Source organism: Bacillus sp. FSL R5-0593, assembly GCF_038603755.1.
Taxonomy (GTDB): domain Bacteria; phylum Bacillota; class Bacilli; order Bacillales; family Bacillaceae; genus Bacillus; species Bacillus velezensis.
The window spans coordinates 3,055,161-3,076,961 of record NZ_CP152011.1 but is presented as its reverse complement, the minus strand read 5'-3'; the positions used below and the strand labels follow the sequence as shown (position 1 = coordinate 3,076,961).

Annotated in this window: 24 protein-coding genes and 1 other annotated feature; of the genes, 15 read left to right on the top strand and 9 right to left on the bottom strand. The window is 45.9% G+C overall.

Annotated features, from left to right (window positions below):
- Positions 1-21: 21 nt before the first annotated feature.
- From NYE36_RS15175 to motS, 6 genes are all read left to right on the top strand, one after another.
- On the top strand, positions 22-435 hold the full coding sequence (locus tag NYE36_RS15175; RefSeq protein WP_003152380.1) for a YtxH domain-containing protein: 414 nt from the start codon (positions 22-24) through the stop codon (positions 433-435).
- A 25-nt stretch (positions 436-460) separates the two neighbouring features.
- Positions 461-787, top strand: coding sequence for a bacillithiol system redox-active protein YtxJ (ytxJ, locus tag NYE36_RS15170; RefSeq protein ID WP_007408776.1), 327 nt, complete (start codon positions 461-463; stop codon positions 785-787).
- 236 nt (positions 788-1,023) lie between these two features.
- Positions 1,024-2,100 (top strand): bifunctional 3-deoxy-7-phosphoheptulonate synthase/chorismate mutase, encoded by a 1,077-nt coding sequence (locus NYE36_RS15165; RefSeq protein WP_003152383.1) that lies wholly within the window; start codon positions 1,024-1,026, stop codon positions 2,098-2,100.
- A gap of 278 nt (positions 2,101-2,378) precedes the next feature.
- Positions 2,379-3,383, top strand: coding sequence for a catabolite control protein A (gene ccpA, locus NYE36_RS15160; RefSeq protein ID WP_012118209.1), 1,005 nt, complete (start codon positions 2,379-2,381; stop codon positions 3,381-3,383).
- A gap of 68 nt (positions 3,384-3,451) precedes the next feature.
- Positions 3,452-4,267, top strand: coding sequence for a flagellar motor protein MotP (gene motP / locus NYE36_RS15155; RefSeq protein ID WP_007408775.1), 816 nt, complete (start codon positions 3,452-3,454; stop codon positions 4,265-4,267).
- The gene (motS, locus tag NYE36_RS15150; protein WP_144464227.1) at positions 4,257-4,946 is read left to right on the top strand and encodes a flagellar motor protein MotS; all 690 of its coding nucleotides are present in this window, start codon (positions 4,257-4,259) and stop codon (positions 4,944-4,946) included. The genes motP and motS overlap by 11 nt, the downstream gene beginning before the upstream one ends.
- Before the next feature lie 9 nt (positions 4,947-4,955).
- On the opposite strand, the gene NYE36_RS15145 is transcribed toward motS, so the two are convergent.
- The 3 genes from NYE36_RS15145 to NYE36_RS15135 are packed head-to-tail and all read right to left on the bottom strand — an operon-like array spanning position 4,956 to position 7,420.
- A complete protein-coding gene (locus tag NYE36_RS15145) occupies positions 4,956-6,122 on the bottom strand; it encodes an acetoin utilization protein AcuC (protein ID WP_144464248.1) in 1,167 nt (388 codons plus the stop codon).
- Positions 6,119-6,763, bottom strand: a complete 645-nt coding sequence (locus NYE36_RS15140; protein WP_265451115.1) for an acetoin utilization AcuB family protein — start codon at positions 6,761-6,763, stop codon at positions 6,119-6,121. The genes NYE36_RS15145 and NYE36_RS15140 overlap by 4 nt, the downstream gene beginning before the upstream one ends.
- 24 nt (positions 6,764-6,787) lie before the next feature.
- The gene (locus NYE36_RS15135) at positions 6,788-7,420 is read right to left on the bottom strand and encodes a GNAT family N-acetyltransferase (RefSeq protein ID WP_007408771.1); all 633 of its coding nucleotides are present in this window, start codon (positions 7,418-7,420) and stop codon (positions 6,788-6,790) included.
- A 158-nt stretch (positions 7,421-7,578) separates the two neighbouring features.
- On the opposite strand from NYE36_RS15135, the gene acsA reads away from it, so the two are divergent.
- From acsA to NYE36_RS15120, 3 genes are all read left to right on the top strand, one after another.
- Entirely contained in the window at positions 7,579-9,297 is a 1,719-nt protein-coding gene (acsA, locus tag NYE36_RS15130) for an acetate--CoA ligase (RefSeq protein WP_015240396.1), read from the top strand.
- Between the two features lie 53 nt (positions 9,298-9,350).
- Positions 9,351-9,583: a binding site (T-box leader), on the top strand.
- Between the two features lie 50 nt (positions 9,584-9,633).
- Complete coding sequence (gene tyrS, locus NYE36_RS15125) at positions 9,634-10,899, top strand: tyrosine--tRNA ligase (protein WP_007613147.1); 1,266 nt, start codon at positions 9,634-9,636, stop codon at positions 10,897-10,899.
- 119 nt (positions 10,900-11,018) lie between these two features.
- Positions 11,019-11,144: a hypothetical protein gene (locus NYE36_RS15120; protein WP_007408768.1), complete on the top strand. Its 126-nt coding sequence runs from the start codon at positions 11,019-11,021 to the stop codon at positions 11,142-11,144.
- Between the two features lie 40 nt (positions 11,145-11,184).
- Here NYE36_RS15120 and NYE36_RS15115 read toward each other — a convergent pair whose 3' ends face one another.
- The 3 genes from NYE36_RS15115 to NYE36_RS15105 all read right to left on the bottom strand — a co-directional run bounded on the left by NYE36_RS15115 (position 11,185) and on the right by NYE36_RS15105 (position 13,115).
- Complete coding sequence (locus tag NYE36_RS15115; RefSeq protein WP_007613145.1) at positions 11,185-11,508, bottom strand: AzlD domain-containing protein; 324 nt, start codon at positions 11,506-11,508, stop codon at positions 11,185-11,187.
- Positions 11,505-12,236, bottom strand: coding sequence for an AzlC family ABC transporter permease (locus NYE36_RS15110; RefSeq protein WP_038464177.1), 732 nt, complete (start codon positions 12,234-12,236; stop codon positions 11,505-11,507). Before NYE36_RS15110 ends, NYE36_RS15115 begins: the two co-directional genes overlap by 4 nt.
- Positions 12,237-12,308: 72 nt before the next feature.
- Positions 12,309-13,115 carry a TrmB family transcriptional regulator gene (locus NYE36_RS15105; protein WP_174737966.1) on the bottom strand — a complete coding sequence of 269 codons (807 nt, stop codon included), beginning with the start codon at positions 13,113-13,115 and terminating at the stop codon, positions 12,309-12,311.
- A gap of 223 nt (positions 13,116-13,338) precedes the next feature.
- Here NYE36_RS15105 and NYE36_RS15100 point away from each other — a divergent pair, with 223 nt between their 5' ends.
- From NYE36_RS15100 to NYE36_RS15090, 3 genes are all read left to right on the top strand, one after another.
- Complete coding sequence (locus NYE36_RS15100) at positions 13,339-14,208, top strand: cation diffusion facilitator family transporter (RefSeq protein ID WP_007408764.1); 870 nt, start codon at positions 13,339-13,341, stop codon at positions 14,206-14,208.
- A 269-nt stretch (positions 14,209-14,477) separates the two neighbouring features.
- Entirely contained in the window at positions 14,478-14,705 is a 228-nt protein-coding gene (locus NYE36_RS15095) for a hypothetical protein (RefSeq protein ID WP_038462250.1), read from the top strand.
- A gap of 197 nt (positions 14,706-14,902) precedes the next feature.
- The gene (locus NYE36_RS15090) at positions 14,903-15,655 is read left to right on the top strand and encodes an SGNH/GDSL hydrolase family protein (protein ID WP_094032177.1); all 753 of its coding nucleotides are present in this window, start codon (positions 14,903-14,905) and stop codon (positions 15,653-15,655) included.
- Positions 15,656-15,670: 15 nt separating this feature from the next.
- On the opposite strand, the gene NYE36_RS15085 is transcribed toward NYE36_RS15090, so the two are convergent.
- The 3 genes from NYE36_RS15085 to NYE36_RS15075 all read right to left on the bottom strand — a co-directional run bounded on the left by NYE36_RS15085 (position 15,671) and on the right by NYE36_RS15075 (position 16,849).
- Positions 15,671-15,799, bottom strand: a complete 129-nt coding sequence (locus NYE36_RS15085; protein WP_007408761.1) for a hypothetical protein — start codon at positions 15,797-15,799, stop codon at positions 15,671-15,673.
- A gap of 144 nt (positions 15,800-15,943) precedes the next feature.
- Complete coding sequence (locus NYE36_RS15080) at positions 15,944-16,453, bottom strand: type 1 glutamine amidotransferase domain-containing protein (RefSeq protein WP_094032178.1); 510 nt, start codon at positions 16,451-16,453, stop codon at positions 15,944-15,946.
- 168 nt (positions 16,454-16,621) lie between these two features.
- Complete coding sequence (locus NYE36_RS15075) at positions 16,622-16,849, bottom strand: hypothetical protein (RefSeq protein WP_094032179.1); 228 nt, start codon at positions 16,847-16,849, stop codon at positions 16,622-16,624.
- A 237-nt stretch (positions 16,850-17,086) separates the two neighbouring features.
- Here NYE36_RS15075 and hmpA point away from each other — a divergent pair, with 237 nt between their 5' ends.
- The 3 genes from hmpA to NYE36_RS15060 all read left to right on the top strand — a co-directional run bounded on the left by hmpA (position 17,087) and on the right by NYE36_RS15060 (position 21,510).
- Entirely contained in the window at positions 17,087-18,277 is a 1,191-nt protein-coding gene (hmpA, locus tag NYE36_RS15070; protein ID WP_094032180.1) for an NO-inducible flavohemoprotein, read from the top strand.
- A gap of 1,117 nt (positions 18,278-19,394) precedes the next feature.
- Positions 19,395-20,249, top strand: coding sequence for a collagen-like protein (locus tag NYE36_RS15065; protein ID WP_342496861.1), 855 nt, complete (start codon positions 19,395-19,397; stop codon positions 20,247-20,249).
- A gap of 853 nt (positions 20,250-21,102) precedes the next feature.
- Positions 21,103-21,510 (top strand): hypothetical protein, encoded by a 408-nt coding sequence (locus NYE36_RS15060; protein WP_094032183.1) that lies wholly within the window; start codon positions 21,103-21,105, stop codon positions 21,508-21,510.
- Positions 21,511-21,801: the final 291 nt, after the last annotated feature.

Sequence of the window (21,801 nt, the reverse complement as noted above, 5' to 3'; positions counted from 1 at the left end):
ATCCACTAAGGAGGAATCATAATGAGCAAAGATGGAATCAATAGTAAGGATTTTTTAATCGGAACGCTGATCGGGGGAATTATCGGCGCGACAACGGCGTTGTTTCTGGCGCCTAAATCAGGTAAGGAGCTGCGCGACGATCTCGGCAGTCAGGCTTCTGCGTTAAAGGATAAGACGGACAGAATGACGGCCGACGCGAAAGAAAAAGGCTCTCAATATGTCAGCATCGCCAAAGACAAAACATCTAATATCACCCAGCTGGTAGCTGATCAGTCAGGCCAGATTATGAATAAAGTGAAGGATTTAAAAGACCGTTCTAAGAGCACACTAACCGAGAAAGCCGAAGAGACGAGAAGCGAAATGCAGGACACGGCCCAAAGCATCAAGGCCGAAGCGGAAGACGCCGGGGAAAAAGCCGGTCAGGCAAATCGCTGATCTTCAATAAGGAGAGATAACCGACATGACAAAACAGCTGATATCGTCTGAAGAAGAGTTCAAAAATGCCGCTGAGAAAGAAAACACGCTCGTGTTTTTGAAACACAGCACAACCTGCCCGATCAGCCAAGCCGCGTTTCAGGAGTTTGACGCCTTTGCATCGGCGCATTCGGAAGTGCCTTCTTATTACCTGCAGGTGCAGGACAGCCGGCCGCTTTCAAACTATATCGCCGAGACATACGGCGTGAAACATGAAAGCCCGCAAGTATTCGTCATTGCAAACGGCGAAGTGAAATGGCACGCGTCTCATTCACAAATCACAAAAAACGCAATAGAGCAGCACCTTTCATAATTGCTGGCCGCCGGTTGATACCGGCGGTTTTTTTTTTGAAAAAAACTATTGATCATTTCAGCCGGATCATGTAGGATATCAATATATACTGCTTCAACGCATAAAAGCTTAAAAGCGTTTTGGTGATAAAGTCGAATGTGAAAAAATTTATTATTTCATATTCCTATTTTCGCATAACTGTAGTAAGATGCATGTTAACCATTAAAATAAAACATAGCATAGAAGGGATGAAAAAGATGAGCAACAAGGAATTAGAGAGCCTAAGACAGCAGGCAGACGCACTAAACTTAGAAATCCTTAAATTAATCAATGAACGCGGAGCCGTTGTAAAAGAAATCGGTAAAGCAAAGGAAGCACAGGGTGTCAACCGATTTGACCCTGTCAGAGAGCGTACAATGCTTAACCGCATTATTGAAAGCAATGACGGCCCATTTGAAAACTCAACGATCCAGCATATTTTCAAAGAAATTTTCAAAGCCGGACTTGAACTTCAAGAAGAGGATCACAGCAAAGCGTTGCTCGTCTCCCGGAAGAAAAAAGCAGAAGATACGATCGTTGACATTAAAGGTGAAAAAATCGGTGACGGCGATCAGAGATTCATCGTCGGACCTTGTGCCGTCGAAAGCTATGAGCAGGTTGCCGAAGTCGCGGCCGCAGCGAAAAAACAAGGCATTAAAATCCTGCGCGGGGGCGCGTTTAAACCCCGCACAAGTCCGTATGATTTCCAAGGTCTCGGCGTAGAAGGCCTGCAAATTCTTAAACGTGTCGCTGATGAATATGACCTCGCGGTGATCAGTGAAATCGTAACGCCCGCCCACATTGAGCAAGCGATTGATTACATTGACGTCATTCAGATCGGCGCGCGGAACATGCAAAACTTTGAATTGCTGAAAGCCGCCGGTTCCGTTAAAAAGCCGGTATTGTTAAAACGCGGTCTTGCCGCAACAATTTCAGAGTTCATCAATGCAGCTGAATACATCATGTCACAAGGAAACGACCAAATCATTCTTTGTGAGCGCGGTATCAGAACGTACGAAACGGCAACGAGAAACACACTCGACATTTCTGCCGTGCCGATTTTGAAACAGGAAACTCACTTGCCGGTGTTTGTTGACGTCACACATTCAACAGGCCGCCGCGATCTCCTGCTTCCGACAGCAAAAGCGGCGCTTGCGATCGGCGCTGACGGCGTGATGGCCGAAGTTCACCCTGATCCTTCCGTTGCCCTTTCAGACTCTGCGCAGCAGATGGATATACCTGAATTCGAGAAATGGCTGAACGAATTAAAGCCAATGCTGAAAGTAAAAGCATAATACAACGTTTCGCTCTTTAAAGGCCGCCTCGCGCGGCTTTTTTTCGTATCTTCATTTTATTTAATTATAAAATGAAAGTGAACGTTTTCATCACTGGGAAAAACGTGTATAATTTCATGAGAGATATTTAAATTTGATGAATAATGAAAAATAATGTACACTACTGACTTACGCTTACAATCATAAACGACAGAATGCGAAATCGTACGACATTTCTTTACATAAAGTGTTTATGCTATAGATAAGGATAAGTGTATCCAGTAAAAGGAGTGGTTTCAGTGAGCAACATTACGATATACGATGTGGCCAGAGAAGCAAATGTCAGTATGGCGACTGTTTCCCGCGTCGTGAACGGCAACCCGAATGTAAAACCGACGACCAGAAAAAAAGTATTGGAAGCCATTGATCGGCTCGGCTATCGCCCGAATGCGGTGGCAAGAGGGCTTGCAAGCAAAAAAACGACTACGGTCGGCGTCATCATCCCTGATATCTCAAGCATTTTCTACTCTGAACTTGCGCGTGGAATTGAAGATATCGCGACGATGTACAAATATAATATTATTTTAAGCAACTCGGACCAAAATCTTGAGAAAGAACTGCATCTGTTAAATACGATGCTTGGCAAACAAGTGGACGGTATCGTATTTATGGGCGGCAACATTACGGACGAGCATGTCGAAGAATTTAAGCGCTCTCCTGTGCCGATCGTCTTGGCGGCATCAGTGGAAGAACAGGGCGAGACGCCTTCTGTCGCCATTGATTACGAACAGGCGATTTATGATGCCGTTAAGCTTTTCATTGATAAAGGGCATCGCGATATTGCATTCGTCTCCGGACCGATGCAAGAGCCGATCAACCGTTCGAAAAAACTGCAAGGGTACAAACGGGCGCTTGAAGAAGCGGCGATTCCGTTTAATGAGCAATTCGTAGCGGAAGGCGATTACACCTATGATTCCGGTATGGAGGCGCTTCAAAGCTTGATGGGCCTTGACCGGAAACCGACGGCGATTCTTTCTGCGACGGATGAAATGGCCCTCGGCATTATCCATGCGGCCCAAGATCAAGGTCTTTCGATTCCTGATGATCTTGATATTATCGGTTTTGACAATACGAGATTGAGCCTGATGGTCCGCCCTCAGCTTTCAACAGTCGTGCAGCCTACGTACGATATCGGCGCCGTGGCGATGAGACTTTTGACAAAACTGATGAACAAAGAGCCGGTTGAAGAGCAGATCGTCGAATTGCCTCACCGCATCGAATTAAGACAATCAACCAAGTCATAAAAAAACGGAAAAGCAAGCTTCACTCTGAGGGGTGGAATCTTGCTTTTTTACTTGAGTAAGGAGAAGATATGAAACGTTTTGATTATCTGACGCCCGTTGGCTTTATGTTAGGCTGTATTATTGTCGCAATCGGTATTCTGTCAGGGACGGGACTGGCGGGAATCAGTTCATTTTTAGATCTGACTTCTTTTTTAATCGTCACAGGCGGCCTTGCTGCGGCGATCTTTATCAGCTTTCCGCCGAGGGATTTAAAGAAAACCCCTTCTGTTCTGAAACAGGTATTCTCCCGTCAGGATGACAATGTGAAAGAGCTTGTCAGAGTATTTGTCAGCCTTTCGGAGCAGGCGCGCAGGCAGGGGCTTCTGTCTCTGGATGACCAGGCGCGTGAGATCAAGGATCCGTTTTTAAAAAAAGGCCTTTTGCTTGCGATTGACGGCTGGGACGAGGAAACGATCCGGCTGGTGATGGATTCTGAGATCGCCGCAATGGAAGAAAGACACAGAAAAGGAAGACGCGTTTTTGAAAAAGCCGGTGATTTCGCACCCGCCTGGGGAATGATCGGGACGCTCGTCGGACTCGTTCTCATGCTCAAAAACTTAAATGACCCGCATACCCTCGGACCGAACATGGCCGTTGCGCTATTGACGACGCTGTACGGAGCGCTGCTTGCCAACTTGGTATTTATCCCAATCGCGGCAAAGCTTGAAGAAAAAACGGAAAGTGAAATTTTCATCAAACAGGTCATGATCGAAGGGGTTGTCGGCATCCAATCGGGCAAAAATCCCCGCAACCTCGAAAGTCAGCTCGTTGTCTTCAGCTCAAGAGAAGACTGGCGTAAAGGACAGCCTGCGAACAAGAAAAAGGGCGCTGTCCATGAAGCTTAGAAAAGAGCGTTTTGAAAGAAGAAACAAAGCGGAACATTCCGGCGGTTCACCGAGATGGATGGTGACGTTCGCTGACTTGATCACGCTCATTCTCGTGTTCTTTATATTGCTTTTTTCGATGTCGCAAATAGACGCGGAAAAATTTCAATCTGCCGTTTCATCGATTCATACAAAAGGCAGCGGGGGTGAACCGGCGTCATCAGACAAAGCAAATGAACATAAAGAACAGGATTTGCTCCTGCAAAACGTGAAGACATACATAAAAGCGCATCATTTGAGTTCGAAATTGACGGCGAAGCGCGATGAGCGCGGAGTGGTTCTGGTGCTGCAGGAGGCCGTTCTGTTTCAGACAGGAAAAGCGGATGTGCTGAAAAACGCCGAGCCGGTTCTGCATCAGATCGCGGTGCTTTTAAAAACAATTCCGAATGACATACAGGTAGAAGGCCATACGGACAGCCGCCGGATTTCCACCTATCAATTTCCGTCAAATTGGGAGCTGTCGTCTGCAAGAGCGGCGAGTGTGATCCGGTATTTTACCGCGAATGAAGACTTTTCCGCCAAACGGTTTATCTCTGCCGGGTATGCGGATACGAAACCTGTGAAGGACAACAAAAGTCCCGGACATATGAAAGAAAACCGCCGTGTAGAAATTGTGATCAAAAAAACGACCTCCTCATAAGGTCGTTTTTTATTTTGTTTTATACCGCTGCTCAGACCGGATGGCAAAAAGTGCTTTTTCCACGGTTTGGGCATTTTTTTCTGAAATTTCTTCTTTGCGGGGAATCGGAGGATATAATTGTTCAGGATCACTCCAAAAAGCGGGCAACGTGCAGGGGGAGTGCTTCTGCCATTTATCAATCCATCTCTGCGGTATGCGTTCCCCGGGATCAATCCCTTTCATCTCAAGCCAAATGCGGCTCCATGCTCTCGGGACGACTCTCCAAATATCGTATCCTCCGCCGCCGACCGCGATCCATCTGCCGCTGCAATATTGATGGGCTAATGAATGAGCGAGCCGCGGGATCTCCTGATAAATGGAGATTGTATTGGACAGGTGTGTCAATGGGTCGTAATAATGGGCGTCCGCACCGTTTTGGGTAAGAATCACATCCGGCTTGAAAAAAGCCGCGATTTCTGAGGCGGCCGTATTGTAAGCGTGAAGAAAGGAATCGTCCTCTGTGAAAGCGTCCAGCGGAATGTTAAAAGAATAGCCGTAGCCTTGCCCGCTTCCTTTTTCCAGTACCTGTCCCGTCCCGGGAAATAAATAACGCCCGGTCTCGTGAAAAGAAACAGTGCAGACATCAGACCTGTCGTAAAACGTAAATTGAACGCCGTCGCCGTGATGAGCGTCTGTATCAATGTATAACACTTTTGCCCCGTAGTTCTTCTGGATGTATTGGATGGCCACGGCGCTGTCATTATAGATACAAAAGCCTGAGGCCCTGCCGCGGAAGCCGTGGTGAAGGCCGCCTCCTAAATTGCAGGCGTGCCTGGCTTGTCCCGTCATGACATAATCAGCCGCCGTTAAGGTGCCGCCCACCAGAAGTGACGCGGCTTCATGCATGCCGGCAAAAACGGGGGTGTCTTCCGTTCCGAGACCGTAGCTTTCTCCTTCTGCGGCAGGGAGCCGGCCCGCACCCGCTAGTTCCACCGCCTGTATATAATCCTCCGTATGAACGAGAGCCAGCTCTTCTTTAGCGGCCGTGCGCGGTGTGACGATATCTCCTTCGTCAAACGCATCCGCCGCCTGAAGCAGATCGTATGTTAAAAGCACGCGACGCTGATTGAACGGATGTTCCTGATGAAATTGATACGTCTGATAAGAAGGCGAGTAAACAAAAACGCTGTCTCTCATGGCTGATCCCTCAAATGTTTCGGCCATAAGACATTGTATCCGGCTTCATGAACGGCACGGATAAAAGGGAGCGGATTCATCGTCTTCACCCGAAAGACGAGAATGTTCGACCCGGCGGAATCATGGGGATAGACGAGCACACTCAGGATTTGCAGCTGAAGATCACGGCACATGCAGCTGAGATCAGCAAGGCTTTTTGTCATATCCGTCACCAGGATTTCCACCTGTGATCCCGGCTGGGCCGCGCCTGTCAGGCTGACGAAAGTCCGGAGCACGTCGGTTTTCGTTAAAATGCCCGTCAGCTTATGGTTTACCGTAATCGGCAGACAGCCGATGCCGTGCTCATAAAAGGAAGCGGATATTTCTTCCACAAACTCAAGCGGATGGGCGCAGATGACATTGCGCTTCATAATGGTCTCCACTTTGTTTGTCAGAAACGCGCCGCGTTCCTTTTGTTCAAAGCTGCCGGGGCCGGCCTGTTTAATGTCTCTGTCTGTGACAATACCGATGACGTGCAGCTCGTCGTCGATGACAGGGAGATGGCGGATATGATATATCTTCATTTTACGGACGGCTGTTTCAATGGAGTCGTGTTTTGAGACGGTGATGACGTCCCGTTTCATGATTTGTTCTGCAATCATCTTTTTATCCCCTTTGTATGTCAGTCAATACATAAATCGCTGATAAAAACGAAGCCTGTCGAACTGTTCAATTGACTCCTGACTGACGTGCCTGCCGATGCGGGCCATCAGACAATTGGCCGGATGAGAACTGATTTCCGGTTCATCCGTTGCGAACCAGACAAGACCCCCGGCATTCATCATCTTTTCCATGATCTTTCTGTATTCCCACACATCTTTTTTCATTCCTTTTAAATCCCAATGCCAGTAATATTCCGTCGTCATGATGATGTACCGTTCCATCTGTTCATCCATCATGCTGACTGTCAGCAAAGTTTTTCCGACAGAACAGCCCCTGTAGCCGGGAGCGACCTCGATCGCCCCGAGTTCAAGGAGGTCTTCCATATTTCCGTCAGACCACCGTTCAAGCGGATCAGGATATAAATACGTCACATAGCCGATAATCGTCTGTCCGTCCCTGGCAATAATGATCCGACCTTCAGGAAGCCCGGCGATCTCGATTAACGCTTTGTGCTGTTCATGAGGAAGGCGAAAGGCTGTCAGGCCTTCATGAAACTCATACTGTGCTAGATCCCCTGGAGGAACGGGCCCTTCTACTAAAAGAGGGCCGGCTGCTGTCTGAATTGATGAAGAATGGTACGTTTTATGATGTTTCACTGATTCACCGCCTGTCGGTTCTTAATAAAAACACATCTCTTTTAAGCATAACAAAATATAAAGCGTTTTCAATAGTGTTGTAATTTATATTTTAAAAATTGAGAAAACTGTGAACATCTACTATAATTAGTCTATAGATAAGCAAAGGGGGATGTTGCATGAATTTGAAAGCGTTGCCGGCGGAAAAGGGGAATTATCATCTGCGAAATTATGAGGAAACGTACCGCAGCTTCGATTGGAAAGAGGTCGAAGCGGCATTTTCCTGGCATCAGACGGGGAAGCTGAATGCGGCGTACGAAGCGATTGACCGTCATGCCGAATCATTTCGAAAAAACAAAGTAGCGCTATATTACAAGGACGCAAACCGGGATGAAAAATACACATTTAAAGAAATGATGGAGGAATCGAACCGGGCGGGAAATGTACTGAGACGGTATGGAAACGTGGAAAAAGGGGACCGCGTTTTTATTTTCATGCCGCGTTCGCCGGAGCTTTACTTTATCATGCTCGGCGCAATTAAAATCGGTGCGATCGCCGGTCCTTTATTTGAAGCATTTATGGAAGGCGCCGTCAAAGACCGCCTCTTGAACAGCCAGGCAAAGGTTGTCGTGACGACACCTGAACTGGCCGAACGGATTCCGGCGGACAGCCTGCCCGACCTCGAGCATATTTTCATTGTCGGCGGCAGCAAAGAAACGGGAGATAAAATCATTCATTATGATAAAGCGGCTGAGGGAGAAAGCACGAGACTTGATATTGAATGGATGGACAGAAGAGACGGCTACCTGCTTCACTACACATCAGGATCTACCGGAACGCCTAAAGGTGTGCTCCACGTTCATGAAGCCATGATTCAGCAATACCAGACCGGCAAGTGGGTGCTTGATCTTAAAGAAGACGATATTTACTGGTGCACTGCGGACCCGGGCTGGGTGACCGGGACGGTGTACGGGATATTTGCGCCGTGGCTGAACGGAGCGGCGAATGTGATCGTCGGCGGCAGATTCAGTCCGGAAAACTGGTACGGCACGATTGAGAAGCTCGGTGTCAGCGTCTGGTACAGCGCTCCGACGGCTTTCAGAATGCTTATGGGCGCCGGAGATGAAATGGCATCCAGATTTGACCTTACTTCACTTCGTCACGTCCTGAGTGTCGGAGAACCTTTGAACCCCGAGGTCATCAAGTGGGGACATAAAGTATTCGGCAAGCGCATCCACGACACGTGGTGGATGACAGAAACGGGCGGACAGCTCATTTGCAATTATCCTTGCATGGAGATCAAGCCGGGTTCAATGGGGAAACCGATTCCGGGAGTGGAAGCGGCGATCGTTGACAATCAGGGAAATGAGCTTCCGCCGTACCGAATGGGAAATCTCGCCATTAAAAAGGGCTGGCCGTCGATGATGGATTCCATTTGGAACAACAAAGAGAAATATGATTCTTATTTCATGCCGGGCGGCTGGTATGTTTCCGGAGATTCTGCTTATATGGATGAAGATGGTTATTTCTGGTTCCAAGGCAGAGTCGATGATGTCATCATGACATCCGGCGAGCGCGTCGGCCCGTTTGAAGTCGAAAGCAAACTTGTTGAACATCCGGCGATTGCCGAAGCCGGCGTCATCGGAAAGCCGGACCCTGTCCGGGGAGAAATTATTAAAGCGTTTATCGCGCTCAGAGAAGGGCATGAGCCATCCGATCAGCTGAAGGAGGACATTCGCCTCTTTGTAAAACAGGGGCTTGCCGCGCATGCCGCACCGCGGGAAATTGAATTCAAAGATAAACTTCCGAAAACACGGAGCGGAAAAATCATGAGACGTGTGCTAAAGGCGTGGGAGCTGAACCTGCCGGCAGGCGACCTGTCCACAATGGAAGATTAAAGACGGCGTTGACATCGTATCTTATTTATGTTAAAAATGAGTAAGCTTCATACGAAAAGGTTTTGATTGAGACAAGTAGGGTATCTGATTGTTCAAGAGAGCTGATGGCCGGTGAAAATCAGCACATAAGATATGCCGAATACACTCATGAACCGCTTTTGCGAACAAAGCCATTCCAAGGCTTTCAGTAGTGAAAGAACGGACACGGTCCGTTATCAAAAAGAGTGATAAAAGCTTTTTTATGCTTTTATTAGTAGGGTGGTACCGCGATTATATCGTCCCTTCGTTTTAAACGAAGGGGCGTTTTTTATTTTCATAAACAAAGGAGCAGACAAAATGACTAATTTATTAGAGGATTTATCATTCCGCGGCTTAATCCAGCAAATGACGGATGAAGAAGGACTGAATAAACAGCTGAACGAAGAAAAAATCCGTTTATACTCAGGGTTTGACCCGACGGCTGACAGCCTGCACATCGGACACCTTCTGCCGATATTGACACTGCGCCGTTTCCAGCTTGCAGGCCACCATCCGATTGCGCTTGTAGGCGGCGCGACGGGACTGATCGGCGATCCGAGCGGCAAAAAAGCGGAACGTACGTTAAATACTCAGGATATCGTTGTCGAATGGTCGCAAAAAATTAAAAATCAGCTTTCCCGATTTTTAGATTTCGAGGCCGGAGAAAACCCCGCTGTCATAGCGAACAACTTTGACTGGATCGGAAAGCTGAGCATCATTGAATTTCTCCGCGACGTCGGAAAGAACTTCGGAATTAACTACATGCTTGCGAAAGATACTGTAAGCTCAAGAATTGAAACCGGAATTTCTTACACGGAATTCAGCTACATGATCCTGCAATCCTACGATTTTCTGAATCTGTACAGAGAAAAGAACTGCAAACTCCAAATCGGAGGCAGTGACCAGTGGGGCAACATCACGGCCGGTCTTGAACTGATCAGAAAATCAGAAGAAGAAGGGGCGAAAGCTTTCGGTCTTACCATTCCGCTCGTCACAAAAGCTGACGGCACGAAATTCGGCAAAACGGAAGGCGGCGCCATTTGGCTTGATAAAGAAAAAACATCGCCGTACGAATTCTACCAGTTCTGGATCAATACAGATGACCGTGACGTCGTCAAATACTTAAAATACTTTACTTTCTTATCAAAAGAGGAAATTGAAGCTTATGCTGAAAAAACGGAGACGGCTCCTGAGAAAAGAGAAGCGCAGAAACGTCTCGCTGAAGAGGTGACTGTTCTTGTACACGGCCGCGAAGCGCTTGAGCAGGCCGTTCATATCTCCCAGGCGCTGTTCAGCGGCAATATTAAAGAGCTTTCCGCTCAAGACGTCAAGGTAGGATTTAAAGATGTACCTTCGTTTGAAAAAGACCGCTCTGAAGAACTGTCTTTAGTAGACGTGCTTGTGGAATCTAAATTGTCGCCTTCAAAACGGCAGGCCCGCGAAGACATTCAAAACGGAGCTGTTTACATTAACGGCGAGCGCCAGACGGACATCGGGCATCTTCTGACTGCGGAAGACCGCATTGAAGATCAATTTACCGTACTGCGCCGCGGAAAGAAAAAATACTTCCTGATCACGTACTGAAAATAAAAAGCAGTCCGGCCGCTCAATGCGGCAGGCTGCTTTTTTATGTTTTGTGAATACTGCACGGGGAAATGAGTACAGTACATAGTATAAGCAAAACAGGGAAGGGGTGCTGCGCCGTGAATTTCATGTTTACCATCGCAAAAGAAAGATTGCAGCGGGATCATTGGGAACAGCAGCAAAGCATAAACGCCGAAGCCAAAGCCGAGGAATCAGAGACGGAAGAAGAAAATCCGACATCATAAAGGTAAAGCCTCCATTCTGCGGAATGGAGGCTTTTGATTGTCACCATATCAGCCTGACGGCGGCCATCAGCACGACTCCTGTGATGACCGTGATGGATAAGCTTTTTGTCCGCATCGCGCAAAGCAATGTCGGGATGAGAACGATCATTGCTTGCCAATCAAAGGTCAAAGCGCTGTTTGTTTTCACAATCATGCTTTCCGTTACCAGAGCCGTCAAAATACAAAGCGGAATAAAGGAGAGCCATTTTAAAGCCAATTCAGGCATCTGAATGTTCCGGACAAATATAAACGGAACAATGCGCGGCACGAGTGTAACAACCATGCAGCCGAGTATAATCCAGATCATTTGTGTGCTGATGCTCATTTGTCCGTCACCACCCCGATCGTTGCCACAATCACGGTTGAGGCGATAACCGCGATGTGTGACGGGACGAAATACGATAACAAGACCATAAAAATGATCATATAGAGAATTAAGGAGAGGCTGTGCTTCAGCTTTTCCGAAGCGGACGACTGCAATTGCAGCACAAGCAGCGCCGCAAACATTGCGGGCAAAGCAAAGTCCAGGCCGAGCGCGTAAGGATCAGATATCCATTGTCCGAGAAGCCCGCCCATCACGCAGGAAATAACCCAGCACATGTAAGCGGTTATATTGAGGCCGTTCATCCACTTATCGTATAACCTGCCGTTCTGAGCCGCTTTGTTCACCGCTACCCCGAAAGATTCGTCAGTAAGCAAAGCCCCGAAGCCGATATTTTTCGCCAAAGAGTATTTCGTGAAATACGGCGCGATGGTCAGGCTCAGCAGAAGGTGCCGCAGATTGACGATAAACGTCGTTAAAATAATGGCGGAAATCGGACTCCCGGAAACAAGGAGCGAGCAAATAATAAATTGGGCGGCGCCGGCATAGACACACAAAGATAACAAACAAATTTCAAGAATGCTTAGATGAGAGGCAACGCCAACGATGCCGAAAGCAAAACCGATGCTCATATAGCCCAGCAGCGTGGGCACACAATCCCGCACCCCCTGTAAAAACGTATCGTTCATTTCCCGGGAAACGGCGGTTTTTTGCACTTCTGTGTTAATCATTTTTTATACTCCTTTCATAGAGATTATAATGATAACGACTAATGAAAAAATCAAAGAAAATACGGTTCACATTTATATGAACCGATTTCCGGTGACGACATGAAATAACGAATGGTTTTGTTTCATCAGGCCTTCAACTTTCTCAGCCCCTACTTCTTTCACAAGCTCCGCGAACATCAGATCGTGCCTCATATATTCCATGGCCACGAGAACGAGAGCGGGATCTTCTGATTTAATGGCCCAGGCATTCGTCTGCGGAGAAAAATTGGCGATTAAGACTTCTTTATTATCGCGGGCAGCTATCGTTAATCTTCCGCCCATCCGTTTCTCCGCCACTTCAGGAGACATATTATGATTTGTCGTATTTCCGAGCTTCACTTCCGGAGGGCCGAACACAATCGAAAAGACGGGCAATTGTTCGGCGGCGCGTTTGTTAGCGGCTTCTTGAATAAAGGGAATCTGCTGTTCCCAGACAGACAGCCACAACTCTTCCTCGGCTTTTTCAATCATATCCTTCATCTCATTGATGACATGATCATTCGTGCTGATGCGGCGGACGACATTCATCTCCTGCTCGCTTTCCAGTGCCAATAACTTTTCCTCAAGGTAGCCGAATGAACTCTCGAAATCGTGCCGGAGCCGGTCGATTAATTCCTTTCCGGCAAGCGGAGCATATGTAACCGGATCAGACGGCACAATATGGACAGCGCCTTTATCAACTAATTTCCCCAATACCTCATAGATCATTGAGCGGGGAACGCCTGACCTTTTGCTGATTTCATATCCGGTAACAGGCGAGTGTTTCAACAAGCCGATATATGCTTTACATTCATATTGAGAAAATCCAAATTTCTGTAATTCTTTCAGAACATCCTCCATAAACATCCTCCGTAGTGGTTATTCATGAAACTACTATAATGTAAGCGGTTATATCTTGTCAATGGGACTTGAGTGCTGAAAGAAAGGTGCGCCTGTTTTTGTCGCTTTCCAACTTAGTTTATGGTGAGTTACATGTATGGCTTTTGTGAAAAACGTTGCCGTAGACCCACACGAATGCCGTTTGATACGATAAATTCAAGAAGTTAAAAAGAGGAGGATCACGGTGGAAAACACCTCTAAAATCGCTTTTTTATCGGTTATAAGCAATTCCCTGGTCGTCATGCTCAAAATAGTGGTGGGGATCATAACCGGATCTGTCGCGATACTTTCTGAAGCCATTCATTCTTTTTTAGATTTGATCGCCGCCTTCATTGCCTTTATCTCCGTCAGGATTTCAAAAAAGCCGGCTGATACAGGGCATCCGTACGGTCATGGAAAAGTCGAGAATCTGTCGGGGACTATCGAGACGATTCTGATTTTTGCGGCAGGGATTTGGATGATATATGAATGCGTTCAAAAACTGGTCAACCCCGCGCCGGTTCATCTGCCTGTATTGGGAATTGTTGTGATGCTTGCGGGGGCTCTCATTAATTTGATCGTTTCGAAGTTCGTAAAAAGAGAAGCCGAAAAGGTTAATTCCGTGGCAATGAAATCAAATGCCCTGCATTTACTGACTGACGTGTACACATCATTAGGCGTAGCGGCAAGCCTTTTGGTCGTTACCTTAACGGAGTGGTACATACTTGATCCCATTATAGGTATGGTGCTGGCGGTGTATATCATATATGAAGCGTTTAAGTTAATGAAAGAAGCATTCCCGCCGCTGATTGATACCCGTTTGTCGGAAGAGGAAGAAAAAACAATTTTAAAGATTATCGAAACATTTCAACAGGAATTTATTGAAATTCACGATTTTCGTACAAGACGCTCCGGCCCGCAGGAGTATATTGATTTTCACCTGGTCGTAGCCTCTCACGTGACGATTAAAGACGTGCACGACCTGTGTGACCGCATTGAAAGAGATATTACGAATGAATTCAAACAAGCACAGGTAATGATTCACCCCGAGCCGGAGAGCGAGAGGAAGAAATAAATCGCTCTTATGTTTGCGTTTGTTCCCGGCAAAATGCCTGCAAAAGGCCCGTTCCCACGGGTCTTTTTGTTGTATAAATGACTATTTCTCGCTCATATGAGAGATAAGCTTATACACGTGAGGGGTTTATTTCATACGTTATGTTGTAAAGAAAAAGGGAGGTGAACAGAATTGAACGCTATTTCTGTTAAAGAAATTGAACATGGAGTTGCCGTTGCGGAAAGAGAAGGTTTAGGGGAGTATTTATACCAAGAACCGGTTTCTAAAAAATGTTCGCGCCGTTCCCGCAGCAGAAAACGGACACACCGTTCTCGCAGCAGAAGACGGACGCATCACCGGACACACCGTTCCCGCAGCAGAAGACGGACGCATCACCGGACACACCGTTCCCGCAGCAGAAGACGGACGCATCACCGGACACACCGTTCCCGCAGCAAAAGACGGACGCATCGCCGGACACACCGTTCCCGCAGCAGACGGTCTCATCAAAAACGTAGCCGCAAACGCTGTTTTAAATGCTGACTGCAGACTCTATTACAAGTAACGGGGATCTGCTATAATGGCAAGAGAACTGCATAAAAGATCCAGTATCATCATCTGCGGACACTGAACTGACAACATGGCGCTGTTTGTTCGTGTCCGTTTTTTATGTCAAAAAAGATGCCGGAGGATAAAAAGGAAGGGATGACGCCGAATGAAGCTGAATGAGGATTTTTATAACTCTGAAGGAAAGACAGTCTCTTTGCCAAACATAAGCAGCAAGCTTTTGCATATCACGGACAGCGGGCATATCAGCGTTGACTTCATCAGCATAAGCAGGCTGCGGAAGGCTTCAAAAATCGCGATCTTAGGTGACAGCGTCGCCCGGGGGCTGCGTGCGGAATACGGCTTTGGTGACATTCTGAAAGACCGGACAAACGCTGAAATAACCAATCTGTCTGTCAGCGGCGTTAATATGAGCAACAACGGAAGCGATAACATTTATCAGCAGGCGCTTAAAACAAAGGGACATGATGTCATCATTGTCCAGGGAACAGATGATGATTGGTGCAACCACATTCCCATCGGCACAGCTGAAAAGGATATCACCACATTTTACGGAGGCTTCTGCCAAGTGATCCAGCAGCTGCGGAGCGGAAATAAAGGCGCGAGCATTATTGTGGTGACCCCAACGAGACAAGCCAAAATGTCAAAAGGAAAAATCGTCCGCCGTGATACTGATAAAAATAAACTGGGCCTGAAGCTGGCTGACTATGTGAAAGCCCAAAAAGAAGCCTGCACACTCCTCTCTGTACCATATGCCGACCTGTTTGATACAGATCTCATCGACCCGTATAATCCCGCTTTCCGCAGCATGTGCATGTCAGAAGGTCTTCATCCGAACGAGAAAGGGCATCAAATCATATTTCAGGAAATCTGCCGGAATTATTTTTACTATTATGGGTAACACAGCGCTAACAGATTATTTTCGGCTTTGCTTTTCTAAAAGCTCAATTATTCTTTGAGATGCGTGTTTTTGCGCTCTCAAAAGCGAGACGATATTACCGGTAAAACCGATTAAAATGATAAGCAGCAAAATGATCATCCACATAGCGAACCTCCTGTCGGGTTTTAAAACATCCTCTCTTTATTTTACTTATTATGGATGGGCCGGAGAATAGGTCTAAACGAACGGTGTTTCTTTAAGAGTCCATAAAAAAGCACAGACTGAACGGGTCTGTGCATTTTTATTCGCTTATTTCAGCAGGTTCAATGATTCCCGATTAAAGGCTTCCAAATCGTCAGGCGTTCTGCTCGTTACGATGTTATGGCTCACGACGACTTCTTCATCTTTATAATGTGCGCCGGCATTGATTAAGTCTTTGCGGATGCTGCGGAATCCCGTGATATCTTTTCCATTAAGAAGGTCGGTATCAATCAGCAGCTGCGGGCCGTGGCAGATCGCGAAAACGGGTTTCTGATTTTCCACGAATGCTTTAGTGAATTCACCCGGGCGGTCATCTCCGCGCAGAAGATCCGGTGAAAAGCCTCCGGGAATCAATAACGCATCGAATTCCTTGGGATCTGCGTCTGAGATTGCTTGATCGATCTTTACTTTCTCACCGTGCTTGCCCGTCACTTCTTTCCCTGTTTCCAAATCTATTGTCACCACACTGTGGCCCGCTTCTTTAAATGCTTCCGCTGGGCTTGTATATTCAATATCCTCAAATTGATCTGTCATCAGAACTGCGATTTTTTTGCTCATACATCATGCCTCCTGTGAATTTGTATATGACAAGAATATCAGGCAGATTCCCGCCTCACAACGTATTTGCTTATGAAAAAGACCCCTCTGAAAAAGAGGAGCCAAAAGGTACGGAGGTCTGCTGAAACTTACGTGTTTAACCTGAGATAAGGCAAGAAATCGAATCAATTACTTTTTGCGTCTTTTTTTATGCTTTTCACACCCGCATTTCCCCGGATCGCCCGGATCAATGACTTCGTGAATTGTTTCCTCCTGATACACGTGGCGGGGAACATAACGGATATGCTCTCTGTTAATGTGTTTGATGGGATGGACGTAAACCACTTCTTTGTCAGTATACTTGTCAGTCACAATATACTTAGGGTCACAGTAATACACTTTCGATTTTTTACCCATTCATCTCACCTCCCGTACTTTATTAAATGCTGACAAGGAGGGTTTTGCATCGGACAAGTACACCATGGCAAGTCCACAGTTTTTCATATGCAATTTCGTTTTTCTGGTTTTTCCTGAATCCGCCTCATATTGGAAGGGCTAACCCTTTTTGAGCGGGGAAATCTATAAAAAAGAAATCAAAAACGATTCTTTTCTCAGGTCAATCGAGATGCATACATCTTTAGGGGGATTTTTAGAATGCTCGATGAAAAAACGATTGAAATCATTAAAAGCACAGTGCCGGTCTTAGAAGAGCATGGTGAAAAAATCACAGGCCGATTTTATGACCTGCTGTTTCAGCATCACCCTGAGCTGCTGAATATCTTTAATCAGACAAATCAAAAGAAAAAAACACAGCGTACGGCCTTGTCGAATGCTGTGATCGCGGCCGCAGCCAATATTGACAGGCTGGAAAACATAGTCCCCGTCGTCAAACAAATCAGCCATAAGCACCGGAGTATCGGTGTTAAGCCCGAGCATTATCCAATCGTTGGAAAGTACTTGTTAATCGCGATAAAGGATGTGCTAAAAGACGGGGCTTCTCCTGAGGTCATTCAGGCATGGGAAAAAGCATACGGCGTCATTGCAGACGCTTTTATCGGAATTGAGAAGGACATGTATGAACAAGCGGAAACGCAAAAAGGCGGCTGGAAAGACTATAAGGTGTTTAAAATTGATAAAAAGGTAAAAGAAAGCAAGGAGATAACGTCGTTTTATTTAAAACCGGAAGACGGACAAGTTCTCCCCGAATTCAAAGCGGGACAGTATATCAGTGTAAAAGTATACATTCCGGACACGGGCTATACGCATATCCGCCAGTACAGCTTATCCGACGTGTCCGGTAAGGATTATTACCGGATTTCCGTGAAAAAAGAAGGGGTTGTTTCCTCATTTCTGCATGACCAATTACACGAAAAGGATTCAATTGAGATCAGCGCTCCGGCCGGGGATTTTGTATTAGACCCTGATTCCAAAAAGAATCTGGTTCTCATCAGTGCCGGTGTCGGAATTACCCCGATGATCAGCATGTTAAAGACGGTTGCCAAAACCCAGCCGCAGCGAAACGTTCTCTTTATCCATGCGGCAAAGAGCGGAGAGTATCATGCGTTGCGGCATGAAGCTGAAGAAGCCGCGGAACACTCATCCGTTGACACCCTCTTTATTTACAGCGAGCCGTCCGAACAAGACCGTTCAGAAAACATTCGTTTTCGGGAAGGCCGGATTGACAAACAGCTGTTAGAAGATGTGATGACAGATAAAGATGCTGATTTTTACCTGTGCGGATCACCGTCGTTCATTAAAGAAATGAAAAAGCTGATTTCTGAATTCAATACACCACCGGAATCCATTCACTATGAATTATTCGAACCGCAGCTGAGTATGGTGTGATGGAAGAAGGAAGGACGATGATTTTAATGTATGAAGCACCCGGATTGGGTGCTTTTTTTATTCTCTTGCAAGGAAGGGTTGCTGAGGAATCACTCTGTAGAGGAAAACCACTTTTTGTCTCAACTCTCTTAATTATCGAATGAAATAAGTGCCGCATGTTAAAAACACATGGCCCGCGAGTTTATTGCTCACTTATCCTGCTGCTCGGATTTTTTGGTGTGTGAGAAAAAAACGGTACGGCTGCATAATCCGGAAGAGACGCTGACCTTTTACTTGTAAAAGAAGTTTAAAGACTTGCTAGTTTACGAGCGGCAAAAGCAAAAAGAGGAATCGGTATTTTAAAATTAAAAATAAGAACTGATAGAAATGAAAGTTTCAGGATACAATGGGAGTTATATATTCGGGTTTTGTGATAGCAGTATAGGGAGGGGGTGTTTCTATGCTTACTGATATTAAACAAAAGGTTGGGGGATGCTCTTTTATCTGAGAATCGATTTAAGATGAAGCGGGGATGCCGAGGGGATCAGAGGGCGAACGTCAGGCAGAATTACGCCAAGTGGACCGCCGAGAAAAATGGCTCTGGAAATGTGAACCTATTGTTGATTTTCTTGATTGAGCTACTGAAGAAATAGTTGACGAGAAACACAGGACTGTCTTTGTAGTAGACGGGGTGAAATATCGTGAAATCGCTCTGCATTCTGGCGTTTCCCGCGAAACGGTCAGACGCATCAAAGAGAAGATCTTTTGCCAAATATGTAATTTTTATTGTTGAAACAGATAAAATCCGCAGTGTAGACTGGAAGGCAAAATATTTCTGCGTCCCCATCGATTTCAAATAGGGATTACAATAATGTGAAGAGTTATTTATAAACAGAAATTGATAAATAATATAAGATCAGCTAACAAACTTAATGAGGATCAAACTAGTGCTCACTTATTTATAAATTAAACATATTATAATGATATATTAATCATTAAGGGAGATGAGCAGCTGATGGGTTATGATCAGCATAGAAGATGCCCTAAATGTAAACAAAAACTACCGAAACCAAACTGCTGTAACTGCTGTCCCATCTGTTATACAAAAGTTATTGTAGGACAACGAGGATTACGAGGGTTGCGAGGGATTCCAGGGGTTACAGGACCAGCCGGACCAGCCGGAGCCACGGGACCAGCCGGACCAGCCGGAGCCACCGGGGCCACAGGAGCTATCGGTCCAGCCGGAGCCACGGGAGCAGCCGGAGCAACCGGAGCCACAGGAGTGACCGGGGCCACCGGAGCTATCGGTCCAACCGGAGTCACAGGAGCAACCGGGGTAACTGGAGCGGCGGGAGTCACTGGAGTGACCGGAGCCACAGGAGATATCGGTCCAACCGGAGCAACCGGAGCCACGGGAGCGACCGGGGTAACTGGAGCGGCGGGAGTCACAGGAGCGACCGGGGCCACAGGAGATATCGGTCCAGCCGGAGTCACAGGAGCCACAGGAGCGACCGGGGTAACTGGAGTGACCGGGGCCACAGGAGATATCGGTCCAACCGGAGCGACCGGAGCCACAGGATCTGGGCTATCAGAATATGCTTATGTGTACAATCTAAGTGCAGAAACGGTAGCTATAGAGGCTCCGGTAATTTTTGACTCAACTGGAATCACTACTGCTGGCATTACACATGCCCCTGGAACAGCTCAAATTATAGTAACCACTCCAGGAGATTACGAGGTCACTTTTTCAGTCTCGGGTGTAGAGCCTAACCAATTCACTTTATTTGTAAATGGAGGGCCGGTGACGAACACAGTTTACGGTTCAGGAGCTGGTACTCAACAGAACAATGGTCAGGCCATAATTACTCTAGCAGCAGGTGACATTCTTACTCTTGTAAATCATACTTCTGCAGCAGCAGTTACTCTTCAAACTTTAGCAGGGGGAACGCAAACAAACGTAAACGCTTCTATTGTTCTCAAAAAATTAAATTAGATAAGTGGTTTAAATCTCCATATTAAACAAGAAATGCGAATGACTTAAAAAAGCTTATAGAGCTTAATATACAGCTTTAGAAGGATGAAGAAATTTAAAATATAAGCAAACTCATCTAATTTTTTTAAAATAAGGTATTATGGTAATAGGTAATAAACAGGCAGGCGCTTTCCCGCAGGGGAGGGTGCTTTAAATTTAAGGACAAAAGCCTCCAACTGTTAAGCGAGTCAACACAGTAGGAGGCTTTTCTCTTATGGGTGGTACAGCAGCAGTATTCTCTTACAAATCAAATATTCCCAGAAAGTTATGGCAGTATTCGTCTCTCGAGTAATGAAAAAAGTTTTATGTTCTCTGTAAACTGCGTCCGGTAAATCTCAGGATAAACGATTGGGGTTAACGACTGAGTACGGGGGCAGTTTAGAAAGAATATGATTGGAGGGATTACATAAAATAATTAGTCAAGCCTTAGAGGAATTAGGAAAGAATGTGAGGTGTGCGGCTGAAAGGGTGCCAAATCTCAACCCTGTTATTATCCATAAAAAAGACATGGCAGCGCAACTATAGGAATTCAGTTCGGATTTAGGCTTGTCAGCAGATCTCCATCATTGCCTAGATAAAAAGGTAAAGAACTTATTAACGGCGTATATGGCTCATAAACGGCATATGCAATCCACGATTCCTGACGGCATTTAGGATTAAAACAAAAGCAAAGCGCGGATCTCTACTAAACAGTTACTTTAGGACTTCTCAAAAAGGAACTCCTATTAAAGGGAGCAGGGTTAATTTTCAAATTGTTTAAATAAAAGTAAAAATATAGTATGTTAGACCAGAAAACAAATGAAGGAGGATTTGTATGAGGTTGTTAAAAAACTCAATCTTTTTACTTGTCGCAACTCTATTGATTGCTATTGGATTTTCGCCGCAAACGAAAGCAACACAAGAGGACTCGTTTGGATTAGCAAAACCAGTAACCTTTGAAGAAAAAGAAACTTTAACAGTAGATAAGAATGGAGTGGCTAAGAGCAATAATGATGGCCAGGCTTCCATCATTAAGGTGGCACGACAACTTGCCAAACAGGATAGCCACAATGAAATAACCTATAAGACCCCCTTAGCCAAAGAAGAAAACAACATTGTTAATGTGCCAGACGTTGAGAAAAAAGAAGAGAAAGCGCACACTAAAGCAGCTAGCTTAGTTACGATGTCCTACACAACAATATATGACCCCAACAAAAAATCCACACAACCACAATTAAAATAGCAAGCGTAGTTGGCGAAAAGCCTATAGTCATTGAAGCCAGAAACGATTTATATGAAAGTAACACTTATAGCGGAAAATATGGAAGGGTTTTTCTCCATAACAGAGAATTTTTAGGAAAAGACATTAAAGTAGGTAAATCATATTCAAAGTCGTATTATCCTAAAAAGACAAAGTTGATCCAAAGTGGAATTGGAGTTGATTCGATATTCACCATGTGCTTCCGCTAAAGTATGGGGGAAAAAATAACTTTAATAATTTGTATCCTCTCCCTCGTGATATGCACCAAAATCT